Origin of the sequence: Thalassospira sp., assembly GCF_040218635.1 — a bacterium.
Classification (GTDB): Bacteria; Pseudomonadota; Alphaproteobacteria; order Rhodospirillales; family Thalassospiraceae; genus Thalassospira.
The window spans coordinates 39,646-56,169 of record NZ_JAVJRB010000003.1; the positions used below are offsets into that span (position 1 = coordinate 39,646).

The 16,524-nt window shown below is 54.0% G+C and carries 11 protein-coding genes; 1 reads left to right on the forward strand and 10 read right to left on the reverse strand.

Annotation, left to right across the window (positions count from 1 at the left end):
* Window positions 1-87: 87 nt before the first annotated feature.
* Entirely contained in the window at window positions 88-2,679 is a 2,592-nt protein-coding gene (gene clpB / locus RIC05_RS01600) for an ATP-dependent chaperone ClpB (RefSeq protein ID WP_350047519.1), read from the reverse strand.
* Between the two features lie 351 nt (window positions 2,680-3,030).
* On the opposite strand from clpB, the gene RIC05_RS01605 reads away from it, so the two are divergent.
* Window positions 3,031-3,795, forward strand: a complete 765-nt coding sequence (locus tag RIC05_RS01605) for an MOSC domain-containing protein (RefSeq protein WP_350047521.1) — start codon at window positions 3,031-3,033, stop codon at window positions 3,793-3,795.
* Window positions 3,796-3,867: 72 nt separating this feature from the next.
* On the opposite strand, the gene RIC05_RS01610 is transcribed toward RIC05_RS01605, so the two are convergent.
* From RIC05_RS01610 to ptsP, 9 genes are all read right to left on the reverse strand, one after another.
* Window positions 3,868-5,457, reverse strand: a complete 1,590-nt coding sequence (locus tag RIC05_RS01610; RefSeq protein WP_350044376.1) for a type IV secretory system conjugative DNA transfer family protein — start codon at window positions 5,455-5,457, stop codon at window positions 3,868-3,870.
* A gap of 280 nt (window positions 5,458-5,737) precedes the next feature.
* Window positions 5,738-6,592, reverse strand: a complete 855-nt coding sequence (locus tag RIC05_RS01615; protein WP_350047523.1) for a DUF4167 domain-containing protein — start codon at window positions 6,590-6,592, stop codon at window positions 5,738-5,740.
* A gap of 292 nt (window positions 6,593-6,884) precedes the next feature.
* Window positions 6,885-7,808: a peptide chain release factor N(5)-glutamine methyltransferase gene (prmC, locus tag RIC05_RS01620; RefSeq protein WP_350047525.1), complete on the reverse strand. Its 924-nt coding sequence runs from the start codon at window positions 7,806-7,808 to the stop codon at window positions 6,885-6,887.
* A 3-nt stretch (window positions 7,809-7,811) separates the two neighbouring features.
* Window positions 7,812-8,894 (reverse strand): peptide chain release factor 1, encoded by a 1,083-nt coding sequence (gene prfA / locus RIC05_RS01625; protein ID WP_350047527.1) that lies wholly within the window; start codon window positions 8,892-8,894, stop codon window positions 7,812-7,814.
* Window positions 8,891-10,237, reverse strand: a complete 1,347-nt coding sequence (gene hemA / locus RIC05_RS01630) for a glutamyl-tRNA reductase (protein WP_350047529.1) — start codon at window positions 10,235-10,237, stop codon at window positions 8,891-8,893. The genes prfA and hemA overlap by 4 nt, the downstream gene beginning before the upstream one ends.
* A 7-nt stretch (window positions 10,238-10,244) precedes the next feature.
* Window positions 10,245-11,486 (reverse strand): histidine--tRNA ligase, encoded by a 1,242-nt coding sequence (gene hisS / locus RIC05_RS01635; RefSeq protein WP_350047531.1) that lies wholly within the window; start codon window positions 11,484-11,486, stop codon window positions 10,245-10,247.
* 127 nt (window positions 11,487-11,613) lie between these two features.
* Window positions 11,614-12,738: a flavodoxin-dependent (E)-4-hydroxy-3-methylbut-2-enyl-diphosphate synthase gene (gene ispG / locus RIC05_RS01640; protein WP_350044382.1), complete on the reverse strand. Its 1,125-nt coding sequence runs from the start codon at window positions 12,736-12,738 to the stop codon at window positions 11,614-11,616.
* A 180-nt stretch (window positions 12,739-12,918) separates the two neighbouring features.
* Window positions 12,919-14,073 carry a helix-turn-helix domain-containing protein gene (locus RIC05_RS01645; RefSeq protein ID WP_350047533.1) on the reverse strand — a complete coding sequence of 385 codons (1,155 nt, stop codon included), beginning with the start codon at window positions 14,071-14,073 and terminating at the stop codon, window positions 12,919-12,921.
* Between the two features lie 168 nt (window positions 14,074-14,241).
* Window positions 14,242-16,524 carry a phosphoenolpyruvate--protein phosphotransferase gene (gene ptsP / locus RIC05_RS01650; RefSeq protein ID WP_350044384.1) on the reverse strand — a complete coding sequence of 761 codons (2,283 nt, stop codon included), beginning with the start codon at window positions 16,522-16,524 and terminating at the stop codon, window positions 14,242-14,244.

Genomic DNA, 16,524 nt, shown 5'->3' on the forward strand with positions numbered 1-16,524 from the left:
GAAAACAGAATGGCGAACAATCATGGCCCGAACAAGACAAAACCCCGGTCGAAACCGGGGTTTTGCATCAATAGGTATCGCGGTTGATTATTCGCTAACTTCGACCTTTTTACCATTCAGCAAAAGATCGGATCCTTCGGCAGACACAGGGATTTTATCCCCGTCATTTATCCCGCCTTCAAGGATCTGCATCGCCAGCGGGTTTTGCAAATATCGCTGGATCACGCGTTTAAGCGGACGGGCACCGTAAACCGGGTCATAGCCTTTTGAGGCCAACCAGTCCTTGGCCGCATCATCAAGATCAAGTTCAATCTTGCGATCAAACAGAAGTTTTTCCAGACGACCAAGCTGGATATCAACAATCTTGCCCATCTGCGCGCGAGCCAATCGATGGAACAGGATCACTTCATCCAGACGGTTGAGGAATTCCGGACGGAACGATGCCCGGACAATTTCCATCACCTGACCGCGCAACTCGCCGCTATCGTGACCCGGTTCCTGATTGGCAAGAATTTCACCACCAAGGTTCGAGGTCAGAATAATCAGCGTGTTGCGGAAATCGACAACCCGGCCCTGCCCGTCGGTCAAGCGACCTTCGTCAAGAACCTGCAACAAAATGTTGAACACATCCGGATGTGCCTTTTCGACCTCGTCAAACAGGACCACCTGATAAGGGCGACGACGGACTGCCTCGGTCAAAGACCCACCTTCTTCGTAGCCGACATAGCCCGGAGGTGCGCCGATCAGACGCGCAACCGCATGTTTTTCCATGAATTCGGACATATCAATCCGAACCATCGCCTGTTCATCATCAAACAGGAACTGCGCAAGTGCCTTGGTCAGTTCTGTCTTACCAACCCCGGTCGGGCCAAGGAACAGGAACGAACCGATCGGTCGGTTCGGATCCTGAAGCCCCGCACGGGCACGGCGCACCGCATTGGAAATGGACCGCACGGCATCGTCCTGGCCGACAACCCGTTTGCGCAGGATGTCTTCCATTTCAAGCAGCTTTTCGCGCTCACCTTCCAACATCTTGTCGACAGGAATCCCGGTCCAGCGCGACACGATGGATGCGATATGCTTTTCCGTAACCGCCTCTTCCTTCATCCCGTCAGCCTGATCGTTTTCAGCCTTTTCAAGCAAACGCTCAAGAGCCGGGATTTCTTCGTATTGAAGCTGTCCGGCACGTTCAAGTTTGCCATCGCGCATCGCACGTTCAAGTTCGCTGCGCGACTGATCAAGCTGTTCCTTGATATGGGTCGATGCGGCTAGTTCGGTTTTCTGGGCTTCCCATTTTGCGGTCAGAAGGGTCGATTTGCCTTCAAGCTCGATCAGCTCCTTGTCCAACCGGCCAAGGCGGTCTTTCGATGCAGTATCGTCTTCTTTCTTAAGCGCTTCGCGTTCGATCTTGAGCTGAATGATCCGGCGGTCAAGTTCATCAATTTCTTCCGGCTTGGAATCAAGTTCCATGCGCAGACGCGATGATGCCTCATCCATCAGATCAATCGCCTTATCCGGCAAGAACCGATCAGTGATGTAACGGTTTGACAAGGTCGCCGCCGCAACAAGTGCGGCATCGGCAATCCGGACCCCGTGATGAAGCTCGTACTTATCCTTGATCCCGCGCAGGATCGATACCGTGTCACTTACAGATGGCTCAGACACAAATACCGGCTGGAACCGCCGGGCAAGGGCTGCGTCCTTTTCGATATGCTTGCGATATTCATCGAGCGTCGTCGCACCAATACAATGCAACTCACCACGCGCCAAGGCGGGTTTAAGAAGGTTGGAGGCATCCATCGACCCTTCTGCCGCCCCTGCCCCGACAAGGGTGTGAAGCTCATCAATAAACAGAATGACCTGGCCTGCTTCGGATTCAATTTCGCTGAGCACAGCTTTCAAGCGTTCTTCGAACTCGCCACGGAATTTTGCCCCGGCAATCAACGCGCCAAGGTCAAGCGACAGAAGCTTCTTTTCCTTCAGCGTCTCGGGAACATCGCCCTTGATGATCCGCAAGGCCAGACCTTCGGCGATGGCGGTTTTACCAACGCCGGGTTCCCCGATCATCACCGGATTGTTCTTGGTCCGGCGCGACAGAACCTGCACCGCACGACGGATTTCTTCATCACGGCCAATCACCGGGTCAAGCTTGCCGTCGCGGGCGGCTTCGGTCAGATCACGGGCATATTTTTTCAATGCGTCATACTGGCTTTCCGCACCGGAACTGTCCGCAGTACGCCCTTTGCGGATATCATTGATCGCCCCGTTCAGGCCTTGCGCGGTCACACCGGCATCGGCCAGCACCTTGCCCGCAATTGATTTGGGATCAAGTGCAATGGTCAAAAGCAGCCGTTCAGCCGTGACATAACTGTCACCGGCCTTCTTGGCGACTTCCTGTGCCTGATCGATCAGGCGGGCAAATTCCGATGAAAGATAAATCTGACCATTGCCGCCAGAAACCTTTGGCAATTTCGCCAGTTCCTGTGCGCAGCGTTCCTGTGCAAGCTTTGGCTTGCCCCCGGATGCCTTGATCAGATTGGCCGCCAAACCTTCTTCGTCGTCCAGAAGGACCTTCAGAAGATGGATCGGGACAAATTGTTGATGGTTTTCACGCAGTGCGAGCGATTGCGCCGACTGGAGAAATCCTTTGGACCGATCGGTAAACTTTTCAAATTCCATTCCTGTCACTCCTTGAGCCAACAGATTTTATGCAATGTGGACCTTCTTGGAAGCATCCACGACCTTGTCGTTATTACCTATTTTCAAATTATAGATTATTCCGACATCGACAACATTGATATGTATCAGTCTACCCCGTTTGCAACCAGATACCCCTACAAAAGTTGCAAGAATTAATTGTGCGCCGCAGCACGGTTTTCTGGCATTATTCCAGCTTGCACCCGACGCGTATGAAATATCCAGCGCGATCAGGGTTGCCCTTGGCAAAACAACGTTTTAACGTCTGCGATGACGGCATGCATTTCGCCCCGCACCAACAGCATGCCCACGCGCCACACAGGAAACCAGAAAATGACGGTCGAGCTAAAAGCCATAAAACGCTATCCGGTCAAGGGACTGCGCGGCGTGGATATGCCAAGCGCAAAAATCACCGCCCATCGCATGCTTACGGATGACCGCCGCTTTGTCATTGCCAGCCAATCGGCGGTTGGTCAGGACGGCGTTCATGAATGGGTCCGCAAAAGCAATTTCCTGCAATTGGTCAACACCCCGAAACTGACCGAACTTGGCACGGAATATGATGAAGCCACCTGCACGCTGACGGTTCTGCGCAACAACCGCGCGATCTGCAAAGGCAAGCTGGATGAGTCTATGGGCCGCACCGTGATTGAGGATTTCCTCAAAGCGTTTCTGAAAAACGATGTTGCCGGCACCCCAAAAATCTATGCCGTTCCCGACACCCAGTTTGGCGATATGAAGGAGCCGTATATTTCGGTTCTGAATTTGGCCTCGATCCGTGATTTTGGCGAACGTATCGTTCAGGCCGAAATTGATCCCATGCGTTTCCGCGGCAACCTGTTGATTGACGGGCTGGCACCGTGGAAAGAACTGGAATGGGAAGAAGGTCAGATCATATTGATCAATGATGCGAAATTCCGGGTCATTCACCCCATCACGCGCTGCAAAGCCACTAGCATCAATCCCGATACGGCTGTCTCGGATATCAATGTGCCGCTTATGCTGCGCAAGGGGGTCAATCATCTCTATATGGGCGTGTATGTCGAAGCCCTTGACGATACCGTCCTGACACCTGGCGACAGCATCACGATTGCCTAAAACCGCCGATCAGATTGCACTTGCCAGATATGGTATTTCTGGCAAGTGCGCGGCACCTCATCGCAAATGATTTCAGTCTGAACTGAAGGTCGGGGCGTGTACGGCCATGCCGGTGAATAATTCGTCGTGATACCAGTCAATCCGGTGGGCCCGGATCGGTGGGCAGCCTTTGCGGAACAGAATTTGTTCTTCTTTCGGGAAACGCGCAACTTCGGCCGACCGCAGGATCGGTTGATTGTCACGTGATCGCAAATGCACCGGACGGGTTGTGTCACCACTTCCCCCCGTATCTTCAAATCGCGACATCGCGGTCAGGCCCGAAACCCAATCAAGATTAAATGCACCATCCTGACTAAGTACGGAAATCGCATCAACACGGCCAACAACGTTTTCCCAGTTAAGACAAACATCCATCAGGCCACTGACCCCGCTAAAGCCCGGCCAGACAATCATGCCATCGCCAAATCCGCCACCAAGAAGGCGTTCAAACAGCGGCATACGCCCGACATGCTCGATCCCGTCAAGCAACACTAAGAATTCCGGATCACCGGACTTCCACCCACGTTGATTGATCAGGTTCATCATCCCGGCAAGCATCACACGGCTAAAGGATGGCTGAACGTCCGGCGTGTCCCCACCAAGCTGACCAATGACAAATATTGAAACTCCGCCACTGGTAATGTCCTCAATCGTGAAACTGCTTTTGCTCAACAGACGCGAAATTTGCGGATTATCAAATTCCTCCGTTGCCAACCGGCAGGCTTCGATAATCTTCATCCGCTGATCTTCGGTCATATCAAGGATGTTAAGGGCAACTTCGGAAATACGCCCGTCTGCCGATTCAATCCCCATCAGATCTTCGAGGATTTTATAGAAACGGTGCGACGGCATGATCAGGTTACGCCGAACCTCGCCAAGATTGCGGTTTTCCTTGTCGCTTGTCTGGATCGTGAAAACGATAAAGCCCTGCAAAAGTGTCCGCGCAACACGGACTTCCTTTTCATCAAGATCCTTGACAAACATCGGCGCCAAAAGCGTATCTGCGATCAACGCTGTATCCGTGATCAGCGCTTCACCCTTCTGGCGAATAAAATCAAACGGATTGAATTGCTGAGACTCAACACCGGTCTGGCCATGCGGATCAATGACGATCAACCTTTGGCCCATCTTGGTCCGGCGGTCATGAATGGCGCGAAAAATGCTGCCATGGCGCTCATATACAAACAGGTTCCCCGGATGCATCAGCGCATTTGGTTCTGCCGATGCGCGGTAATATTCCTGGGGCGTGGTGGCAAAGGTCAAAACACGCTTGAGCCCCGCAGCGCCCAGCAACCTTTTCTCATCGCCCCAACGGCCCAGCACAAAAGGCGGATTGTTTTCAAGCAGCTTGCGCCCCGTCAGGTCTTCAAGCTTGGCCCACTGGCCTTCCGTTTTGGCCTTGGCAGCCTGTGCCGGGGTCATTGATTGCTTTGACTTCGAAGGAGAAGGAGATTTGGCTTTGTTTACCGCAAGGACGACCAACGGCAAGAACATCGGGATGATGAAACACACCCCGCCAAGCAGGGCCAGTTCATAGTCGCCATTGAACAATCCGAGGGCAATAACCATTCCGCCAAGTGCCCATAACACCACCATGACGATCCGAAAAAAGCCAGCTCCCATCAAAGAACCCCCAATATTGCAGCCGTTCCGTAAATTGCAATCAAACTGCTTCTATTGATAACTTCACGGAATTGTTTGTTATTTTGGGGTCAAGACCCCTTAAATCAATTGATACCAACAATAATCAACGGTTGCACGCCTTATTAAGGTTTATAATTTTACCGGTTTGTTCTGTAAAAGATACAGAGTTTTGCGCGTGACCATTCCCAAACGACAACACCCCCGCAAGTCATCGACTTGCAGGGGTGTTTGTCATGTAAAAACATCATTTCTGAATGGATCAGGCCGAAACGGGTTCGGACCCTTCATCAGATGACGCTGTTTCTTCGTCATCCCGGCCCGCAGCGCGGCTACGTCCGCGGCGTGCTGTTGGGTGACGGCCCCGTGTCCGGGTCGTACTGCTTGATGCGCGGCGGGTTTTCTTTTCGCCGTCATCCCCCTGATCCGCACTATCCGCATCCGAAGATGCCGGTGCAGCAGGTTCCGCAGCAACAGGCGCAGGTGCAGCAGCAGGTGCGTCATCGCTGACCGCATTTACAGGTGCATTGCTTGCTGCCGGGGCAGAAGTGTTATGATCGGCATCATCCGAACGGCGTGGGCGACCACGACCGGCAGGACGGCCTTCCGTACGACGGGCACGCGGTGCGCGTCTTGGTCGATCATCACCACCGGCGGCAGATGTGCCTTCGGTGTTTTCGCCAGCTGTATTTTCCGCATCATTCGAAGTCGGGGCACCATCTGCCGCAGCATTTGCTGCGTTTTCGGTGTTGTCACTTCGCTGATCGTCGCCCTGATTTGGCTGGGCTTCGTTGCGGTCATCACGGCCGTTGCGATTGTTGTTGCGGTTACGGTTGTTGTTATTGTCACCGACCCGCTCGTCGCGACGCTGATTTTCCCACTCCTGCGCAGCCTGAAGGATGCGATGGTAGTGTTCAGCGTGCTGGTAATAGTTTTCCGCCAAAACAGGATCGTCAGTGCAATCCTTGGCCAGCGAAACATATTTTTCATGGACCTGTTGCGCGTTCCCACGAACACGGCCATCCGGCCCATTACTGTCAAAATTCTGAAATTTTGGATTTACTGGACGTTTAGTAGGCTGTTGCCGTCCGCGCGGACGTTTATTGTTATTTCTCATATCAACATGACTTTGGTGTTGAAGGACAATCCGGTGACATCATCGGCCCCGGAACCACTCCGTCTGAAAAACATATTTCCCGCTAAACAGCACCGATTAAACGGCATCCGTACAAATCTGCCGAGAACCATTGAAGGAACGGAGATTGCTGACTGTTTACTGGGGAACACGGCGCTTTCATAAGCGCGTCGGGCACCCGGCCCGTTCAAACCAACCTATATGGCTTGTTCGGTTATTCCAACTGTTTTTTTCACTGCCATTCGCTTTTTTTGCGTCCGTGAGTCCCGAACGATCAAATTACGCAGCGCCCGACAGAACAGCGGGTTTTCTTTGCCGCGACGCAGCGAACAATACCGCCAAGGTCTTCACGGTATTCGACCCCGACAAATCCGGCCTCGATCAACAGTTGCCCGACATCTTTTTCCTGACCGCGCCCGATCTCAAAGATCACAAAACCGGCCGGCTTTGCCAGACTGAACGCGACCTGTGCCAATATCCGATAGGCCGCAAGCCCGTCGCCTTCATCAGTTAAGGCCTGACGCGGATCAAACTTTTGCACCTCGGCGGATAAAGTTTTCATCTCATCGGCGGTGATATAGGGCGGATTTGACATCACAAGATCAAACCCCGCTTCACGTTCCGCATCGCTTAGGGCGCTGTCCCAGTCCGAAACGCGAAATTCTGTCTGCTGAGCAAGATCCAAACTACGCGCATTTTCCCGTGCGCAGGCAATTGCCCCTTCGCTGATATCAAGACCAAGCCCGGTTGCACCGGGAAGGTCGCCAATCGCGGATAACAACAAACACCCGGTCCCCGTGCCAAAATCAATGATGCTGGGCGCATCTGCATCTTCAAGGAAATCAATCGCCCATTCGACAAGCGTTTCGCTATCGGGGCGTGGTTCAAGCGTTTCAGGGGAAAGTTTGAACGTATGCCGCCAAAAATCCCGTTCCCCCAAAATACGACCAACCGGCTCATGACCAGCCCGGCGCGCGATCATATCCTTAAAGATTGCGGCTTTGTCTGGAGCAACTTCTTCTTCGGGCCATGCTGTAATCCGACCACCATCAACACCGGCGGCACGGGACAGCAAAATACGCGCATCCATACGCGCATTTTCAATCCCGGCATCGCTCAGCTCAGCAACGCCTTGCGCCATTAAGGCACCAAGTGTTGATGGACTGTTGGCATCAATGATCAACGGATCGGTCTGCATGTCCTAGCCTTCGATCTCGGCAAGTTTCTGTGCCTGTTCTTCGGCAATCAGGGCATCAAACATTTCATCAACGGCAGGACCACCGGCCATAAAATCATCCAGACGATAAAGCGTCAGGTTGATACGGTGATCTGATACGCGCCCTTGCGGGAAATTATAAGTGCGAATGCGCTCGGACCGATCGCCCGATCCGACCTGTGATTTACGGTCTGCCGCCCGCGCAGTGTCCTTGCTTTCGCGTTCCTGATCATACAGACGCGACAGCAGCATCTTCATCGCTTTTTCTTTGTTCTTGTGCTGGGATTTGGCTTCCTGACTGGCGGCAACCACACCGGTCGGAATATGCGTGATCCGCACCGCACTATCGGTGGTGTTAACGTGCTGACCACCAGCCCCCTGGGATCGATAGGTATCAATACGCAAATCTTTGGGATCAATGCGAATGTCAACTTCTTCAGCTTCGGGCAACACCGCAACCGTCGCAGCCGACGTATGAATGCGTCCGCCACCTTCGGTGACCGGCACACGCTGCACACGATGCACGCCACTTTCAAATTTCAAACGCGCAAACACATCCGTTCCCGATACGTTGACGATCACTTCCTTATACCCGCCAAGATCGTTCTCGCTGGCATCCATCTGCTCGAACTTCCAGCCGCGCCCTTCGGCGTACCGCTGATACATGCGATACAGGTCGGCGGCAAAAAGGGCGGCTTCTTCGCCACCGGTCCCGGCACGAATTTCAAGAATGGCGTTTTTGGTATCGGCACTGTCCTTGGGGATCAGCATCAGTTTCATCTGACGCTCTGCCTCGGGCAGCTTTTCCTGAATTTCGTATTTCTCAGCTTCGGCCATTTCGCGCATGTCACGATCGCCCGCCGGATCTGCCAGAATTTCTTCGGCTTCGGCAAGATCGTTCAGGAGCCGTTTATAGGCTTCGATGACCTCGACAATCGGTGCCAGTTCAGCATGCTCGCGCGACATTTTGACAAAACCGTCGCCGTCCAGCTCGCCACTTGAAAGAAGGGCATTGAGCTCGTCGAACCGGCGAACGACACCGTCAAGCTTACCAAGGTCCAGACTCACTCTTTATTCTCCTGCTTCGGATCGTTTGGGGTATTTGCACCCCCAACCGGTTTTTCATCAAGTTCAAACAGACGCGCCAACAGTTTCTGGGCCTTGACCCATTCAATGGTGCCTGCACCATCTGTTGTCGTCGCCAAATCTTTCAGGGCCTGGGTCGGTGTATGCAACAACCGATTAATCAAAAGCCTGGTTGCCTTTTCCGCATCGCCCTGACTTTCCCGAAGGGCATCTTCGCGCACGGTTTCAAACCGTTTGCGCAAATCGGCAATGGCGGGAACCGCAGCACGCTGCGCACGATCACGGACAAAACCGTCAAGCTCCGCCTCGATCAGTGCCCAGGCTTCATCGGCCTTTTCTTCGCGCCCACCCCGGCCTTCGGCCGCGATCTTTTCCAGATCTTCGATCCGGTAAAAGAACACTTCGTCAATTTCATCGACCTGCGGATCAATATCACCGGGCACGGCCGTATCAATCATCAGGACCGGACGATACCGGCGGCGTTTGACCGCTGCCAATGCCCGATCCTTATCAATCATATAACGCCGTGATCCACCAGCGGTCAGAACCAGATCGGCCTCGGCCAAAAGCCGATCCAGATCATCCATTTCCGACCAATGACAATCCAGACGCCGTGCGACCAATCTTGCCCGTGCTGCCAGTCGATCCGTGACCAGAATGCGACCTATGCCGCGCTCGGCAAGGGATGCTGCAATCAGTTCGCCCATATCGCCCGCCCCGGCAAGCAATAAGGTGCAATTGGCAAGATCACCATGCAGATCGCGGGCAACCGACTGTGCGGCAGCGGCAATCGAAACCGCCCCCTGTCCGATCCCGGTTTGACTGCGGACCTTTTTGGCAATGGCATAAGCGGTCTGATAGACCAGTTCCAACTCACGCCCGACAAGATCATGACGCCGCGCAATCCTGTGCGCGTCTTTGACCTGACCAAATACTTCAGGTTCGCCAATCACCATACTGTCAAGCGATGCCGCCACGGCAAACATATGGCGCAGGGCATCCCGGCCTGATCGGATATAAAGTTCACTTGCCAGTTGATCCCGATCGACATCCGCCCAAAGCGACATCAGATCAATCAACCGTTCGCGGCCACGTTCGGCCTCGGACGCCAGCAGATGAATTTCGGTGCGGTTACAGGTCGAAACGACGACCGCCTGCCCCAGACGGGCCTGTTCAATCGCGGCCAGAAACTGCGGCAGTCGGGCTTCATCAATGAACAGACGGTCGCGTGTGTCTTCGCTGGAGCGCCGATGATTGGTGCCGATCACCATAAGGCGATCTAGCGGCCAGTCTCCGGCATCATCATGCGAAATCGCGTCTGTCACACCATTCTCACTTTTTGCCGATCACATCCGCAAGCTGATCAAGGGCAACTTCTTGCTGTTCACCGCTGTCAAGATCACGCAGCTGGGCAACGCCCTTGGCCAATTCATCATCACCAAGGATGACGGCCTTATAGGCATTTGCCTTATCGGCACGTTTCATGCGTTTTTTCATATTACCGGAATAGCCAAGCTCGACCGCAACACCCGCTTCGCGCAGGGTCTGTGCAAGGGTGCGACATCTGGCTTCTGCGGCATCACCCATCGGGATCAGTGCAACCGGTCGTGCACCAGCCGGTGCTTCGCCAACCATCAATGCCAAACGTTCAACACCTGCAGCCCAACCAACCCCGGCCGTCTGCGGACCACCCATGGTCGAAATCAGGCCGTCATACCGGCCACCGGCCATCACGGTTCCCTGTGCACCAAGGGTGTTGGTCGTGAATTCAAAGCAGGTATGGCAATAGTAATCCAGACCCCGCACCAGACGCGGGTTCAGTTCGTAACTGATCCCGATATCGCCCAGACCTTCGGTCAGGCCCTTAAAGAATTCTTTGCTGTTTTCATTGAGGTAGTCGGCAAACAGCGGCGCATTGGCCACCAATTCGCGATCACCGTCATCCTTGGAATCAAGGATACGCAGCGGGTTCTTTTCCAGACGTGCGCGGCTGTCTTCCGACAGCTTGTCGAAATGCCCTTTGAAATAATCCACCAGCACATCGCGATACGCCAAGCGGCTTTCCGGATCGCCAAGGGTATTAAGTTCAAGCGTGATGCTGTCCCAAAGGCCAAGGCGTTTAAGAATATGCGCACCATAGCCGATCATTTCGATATCACCGGCGACCTGTTCAACGCCAAGCAACTCGGCACCGATTTGGTGGAACTGACGCTGGCGGCCCTTTTGTGGGCGCTCATAGCGGAACATCGGGCCATAATAGCTGACCTTGACCGGCGACATCTGCTGCATCCCGTTCGAGATATAGGCACGTGCAACACCGGCGGTTCCTTCTGGACGCAGGGTAATCTGTTCGCCACCACGGTCTTCGAATGTGTACATTTCCTTGGTCACGACATCGGATGTATCGCCAAGGGTCCGGGCAAAGACGTCGGTAAACTCAAAGATCGGCGTGGTCATGCGATGATAGCCATACAACTCGCCGATTTCGCGTGCAGTATTCGCGATGTAATCCTGCAACCGGTTCTGCTCAGGCAGAAGGTCATGCGTACCACGGACGGGTTGAAGCGATGCCACTTTGGGTCTCCGATCTAACTTGAATTCCAGATATTTACGCGACGTGCAATCGGCGCAAACTCATGTGAACATGAAAATAGCTTTCCGCCGGTGTGGCGGAAAGCCAAAATTGATCAATTCAGCCTTGCTACTCTGCTGCGGTTTGCTTGGCGGCTTCTTCGGCTTCGATCTTTGCCGCACGTTCTTCGACCAGTTCAACGATATGGTCGACCATTTTTTCCGTGCTGATATTGTGATCCGGACGACCGGAAATATACATCTTGTGGTTTCCACCGCCGCCACCGGTCAGACCGATATCGGTTTCACGCGCTTCACCCGGACCATTGACGATACAGCCAATAATCGACAGCGAAATCGGGGTCGAAATATGCGCCAGCCGTTGTTCAAGCTCGGCAACCGTTTCCACCACGTTAAAGCCCTGACGTGCACAGGACGGGCAGGAAATGATCTGAACGCCACGGGTGCGAAGACCCAGTGATTTCAAAATGTCATACCCGACATGGATTTCTTCAACCGGATCAGCCGACAGCGACACGCGCAGCGTATCACCAATACCGGCCCACAGAAGATTGCCCATGCCAATCGATGACTTGACCGTACCACCGCGCAGACCACCGGCCTCGGTAATGCCAAGATGCAGCGGATAGTCGCAGGCTTCTGCCAGCCCGTAATAGGCAGCAACCGCAAGAAACACATCAGACGCCTTGACCGAAATCTTGAACTCGCGGAAATCCTGATCTTCGAGAATTTTGGCGTGGTTCAGCGCACTTTCGACCATCGCTTCCGGGCACGGTTCGCCGTAGCGTTCCAGAAGTTCTTTTTCAAGCGATCCGGCATTCACACCGATCCGCATCGAACATCCATGATCCTTGGCGGCCTTGACCACTTCGCGCACCCGTTCGGTTGATCCGATATTACCCGGATTGATCCGAAGACAAGCAGCACCTGATTCGGCGGCTTCGATGGCGCGTTTGTAATGGAAATGAATGTCGGCAACGATCGGGACATTCACCTGTTTGATGATGTCTTTCAGCGCAAGACTGGATTCCTGATCCGGGCAGGATACACGAACGATGTCAGCACCGGCTTCTTCCAACCGATGGATCTGCGCAACTGTCGCGTTCACATCGGTGGTCAGGGTGTTGGTCATCGACTGTACCGAGATCGGTGCATCACCACCGACTTCCACATTACCAACGCGGATTTTACGGCTTTTTCGGCGTTCAATGTCGCGATATGGGCGGACGCTCATTTCGGGTTCCAAAATGTTCAAAATGTCTTGCAGGAGTATATAGCTTATCAAACGCGGATTAGAAACCGTTGGGTGACAGATTTTCCGCCAGATTTTGCATAGCTGTCACGAAAAAGGCGACCCGAACGGGCCGCCTTTGACTTTTAAACCGCCACCACGCCCGCAAAACGGGCCTGGAAATTATTGAACGGTCGGCTGTTCGGCCTGTGTCAGATCATCAACATTCAGCGAGAAATCCGAAATTACCGCACCGTAATTGCCAACGGGTTTGGCTTCCGCACCATCAATGCTGTAGGTCAATGCCCCGGCATTACCGACTTCAAGTTTCAACCCGTCGCGATTCGGTACGCGATAGGTATCGCCTGCCGTCAACATCCGGGTCAGAAGAACATTGCCATCTGACTCGCGAATACGAACCCAACTGGTTTCGACCGCTGAAATCATCACACGACTGTCAACATTCACCGCCCCAAAGACCCGTGCACCACCTGCATCATCAACTTCAGGTGCCGCTGGAACAGAAGCAACTTCTGCAGCTGGCGCTGGCGCAGCAGCGGGAACGTCCGCTGATGGCTGCGCTGCAGGTGCTTCGGTCACTTCGGTGGTCACTGGCTCTGCAGCTTCCGGGACTGCCTCGGTCACAACCGGCTCAGGAGCCTCTGCTACTTCGGCAACTTCAGGAACCGGCTTCACCGCAGGCTGCGTTGCAGCCGTGGTGTCCTCGACAGGATTGGCTGATGTCTCGGGTGCTTGCGCAATCTCGGGTTCCGCCGCATCAGACGCAGTCTGTGCTGTGGTCGCCGGTTCTGCTTCAGCAGCCTGTGCTTCTGCCGCGTTTTCAAGGTTACGCGGCTCTGTCTGATCAGACGCAACCGTCGTTGAATAGCTTGCCAGACGTTCGGGCAGCGGATCGACCAGATCGGCAATCGTCTTACCCTGGCTGGAAAGATAGTACCAACCACCATAAGCACCAAGACCCAGCATCACCGCAATCAACAGCACCGCCCCACCAGGAACACGGCTTTCTTGTACCGGTTTCGGGAAAGACAGATGGCTGCGCACTGCTGGCGAGTTGCTTTCTTCTCGGTAACGACGGGCGATTTCTGCACCGTCCAAACCAAGATGTGCGGCATACGCCTTTACAAAGCCAAGACCATAAGGACCATTCGGTAGAAGCGAATAGTCACTATTCTCGATGGCTTCGATATAAATTTTTCGAATACGGAGCATCTGACAAACGTCTTCGACTGTTTGCCCTAATCCATTTCGGGTCGCCTTTAACAGGCTTCCAACTTTGGCGTGTCCGCCATCGGATTGATTATTTTCTGCGTCCATAACGACATCATTTGATGGCCGATCCCCGGACAAAGGCCTGAAACGCAGGCGTCCTCGAGCATCGTCACCCAAATGATCTTCCTTTCGCTTTTTGATCGCCAACTCCGCACCCCCACGTTACGATCTAGCAATAAAAGTAGCAGATATCCCCACCAAAAGCGATTGTTTTTAAAGTTTTACACCATGATCTATTGCGAAAGCCTTAAGACGCGACCGCAGAGATTTGGTTGAATTGTCCATTATCGTCAGGACATATCGCTCAACTTCAGCTTTACACATACTTCTGACCATTTCCTTTACAGGACCGACAGAAGCAGGAGCCATCGATAAACGCTTTATTCCCAACCCGATAAGGGCCATCGCTTCTAGCGGACGCCCGGCCATTTCGCCACAAATGGTTAAGCGTACATTCCGCTGATCACACAATGTCACCAATTGCCGCATAAAAGCAAACACACTTGGTGACAACGTATCATATCGTCCTTCGATCCGCGGGTTTCCGCGGTCGGCTGCAAACATAAATTGCAGCAAATCATTGGTCCCGACCGACAGGAAATCCACACGTTCAAGCAAGGCCGGTGCCTGCCAGATCAAAGCCGGCACTTCAAGCATCGCGCCGACTTCAACCTTGCGCGGGACAAACCCGCGTGCAGCTTCACGTTTAAGCTGCAGGTCAAGCAAGGCTTTTGCCTGATCAAACTCGGCAACTTCGGCGATCATCGGGAACATGATGTAAAGATCACGGTCATGCCCCGCACGGATCAATGCACGCAACTGATGCACAAGAACCGCCGGACGATCCAAAGTAATGCGGATCGACCGCCACCCCATTGCCGGGTTCTCTTCAGTCATATCCTCCCAATAGGGCAGCAATTTGTCACCGCCGACATCAAGAGTACGAAAAACAACAGGTCGGCCTTCGGCCTGTTCGAAAATCCGGTCATAAAGCTTTGTCTGATCGGTGATATCTGGCATGGCCGATCGCACCATGAACGGGATTTCGGTGCGATAAAGCCCGATACCATCCGCACCACTTTCAACAACATGGGGCACATCGATCAGAAGCCCGGCATTGACGTTAAGCGAAATATCCAAACCATCGGTCGTGCGCGACGGCATGTCGCGCATCTGCGCATACAGCACTTTCCGCTCTGCGCGTGCCTTCAAGGCCCCGTCAATGACCGATTTCACATCATCGGTCGGGCGGACAAACAACTGGGTATTGTCGGCATCAACAATCAGCAAATCGCCCGTTTCGACCTTGTCCAGAACACCCTTGACCCCGCCAAGTACCGGGATATCAAGCGCACGGGCAACAATCGCCACATGCGAGGTGTGTGATCCTTCTTCAAGGGCAAGACCACGCAAACGCGTATGGTCGTAATCCAGAAGTTCGGCCGGGCCGATATTGCGCGCCACCAGAATAATATCATCGGGCAGCTCGCCAAATGCCGGGGATTGATATTGCCCTGAAAGATGCTGCAACAAACGGTTCGCCAGATCTTCAAGATCATGCAACCGTTCGCGCAAATACGGATCAGACACCTGCGCCATACGGGCACGTGTATCGTCATGCACCTTCTGTACGGCAGCTTCGGCGGTAAGCCCGGTATGAACCGCTTCGGTAATCCGGTTCAACCAGCCGGTATCCTGGGCAATCATCCGGTACGCTTCAAGGATGTCGCCCGGATCGTCCGCCTCATCAATCCCGTCAATGTCAGAAACCGCTTCAAGCATCTTATCAAGATGGTTTTGCAGCCCGTGCATTGCTTCGCGCAAGCGCGTCAGTTCTTCTTCCGGATCATCGGAAACCATCCGGTCAATGACAATGCGCGGCTCGTGCAGCACGGCCAGACCTTTGCCAATCCCCGGTGCAAGACGCGCCCCGCCAAGACGCAAGGGAAGCAACGCAATCCCGTCGGTCTGGATCAACTCATCCCGGCTGACAAGCTCACCCCCGGCGACCATTTCGGCCAGCACCATGGTGACGTTTTCAAGCGCTTCCTGCTCGTCTTCGGAATAAAGCCGTTCGGTCCGGTTCTGGACCGCAAGAACACCAATAATCCGGCCACCGCGCAAGATCGGCACACCGATCATGGAATGATAGATTTCCTCGCCGGTTTCCGGACGATAGGCAAAGTTCGGATGGCGCTGCGCATCTTTCAGGTTCAAGGGACGCGCATGCGCCGCAACGAAACCGACAATCCCCTCGCCGACCCGAAGGCGGGTCATGTGGACGGCCTCTTTGGACAGACCACATGTCGCAAAAAGCTCAAGCACCTCGCCCGCCCGCATGACATAGACCGAGCAGACCTCAGCCACCATATCAGCAGCAATGATGGTCACGATCTTGCCAAGACGTTCCTCGGCAGTTCCCGGCCCAGCCATGACGTCTCGGACGCGCTTTAAAAGGCGTCGCGGACCAGAGACTGCGGCGGACGGAATGCTCAT

Excerpts from the sequence above, each read along its gene's own strand:
- clpB (WP_350047519.1), bottom strand. The coding sequence starts at position 2,679 with ATGGAATTTGAAAAGTTTACCGATCGGTCCAAAGGATTTCTCCAGTCG.
- RIC05_RS01605 (WP_350047521.1), top strand. The coding sequence starts at position 3,031 with ATGACGGTCGAGCTAAAAGCCATAAAACGCTATCCGGTCAAGGGACTG.
- RIC05_RS01610 (WP_350044376.1), bottom strand. The coding sequence starts at position 5,457 with ATGGGAGCTGGCTTTTTTCGGATCGTCATGGTGGTGTTATGGGCACTT.
- RIC05_RS01615 (WP_350047523.1), bottom strand. The coding sequence starts at position 6,592 with ATGAGAAATAACAATAAACGTCCGCGCGGACGGCAACAGCCTACTAAA.
- prmC (WP_350047525.1), bottom strand. The coding sequence starts at position 7,808 with ATGCAGACCGATCCGTTGATCATTGATGCCAACAGTCCATCAACACTT.
- ispG (WP_350044382.1), bottom strand. The coding sequence starts at position 12,738 with ATGAGCGTCCGCCCATATCGCGACATTGAACGCCGAAAAAGCCGTAAA.
- RIC05_RS01645 (WP_350047533.1), bottom strand. The coding sequence starts at position 14,073 with ATGGACGCAGAAAATAATCAATCCGATGGCGGACACGCCAAAGTTGGA.
- ptsP (WP_350044384.1), bottom strand. The coding sequence starts at position 16,524 with ATGAGCATTCCGTCCGCCGCAGTCTCTGGTCCGCGACGCCTTTTAAAG.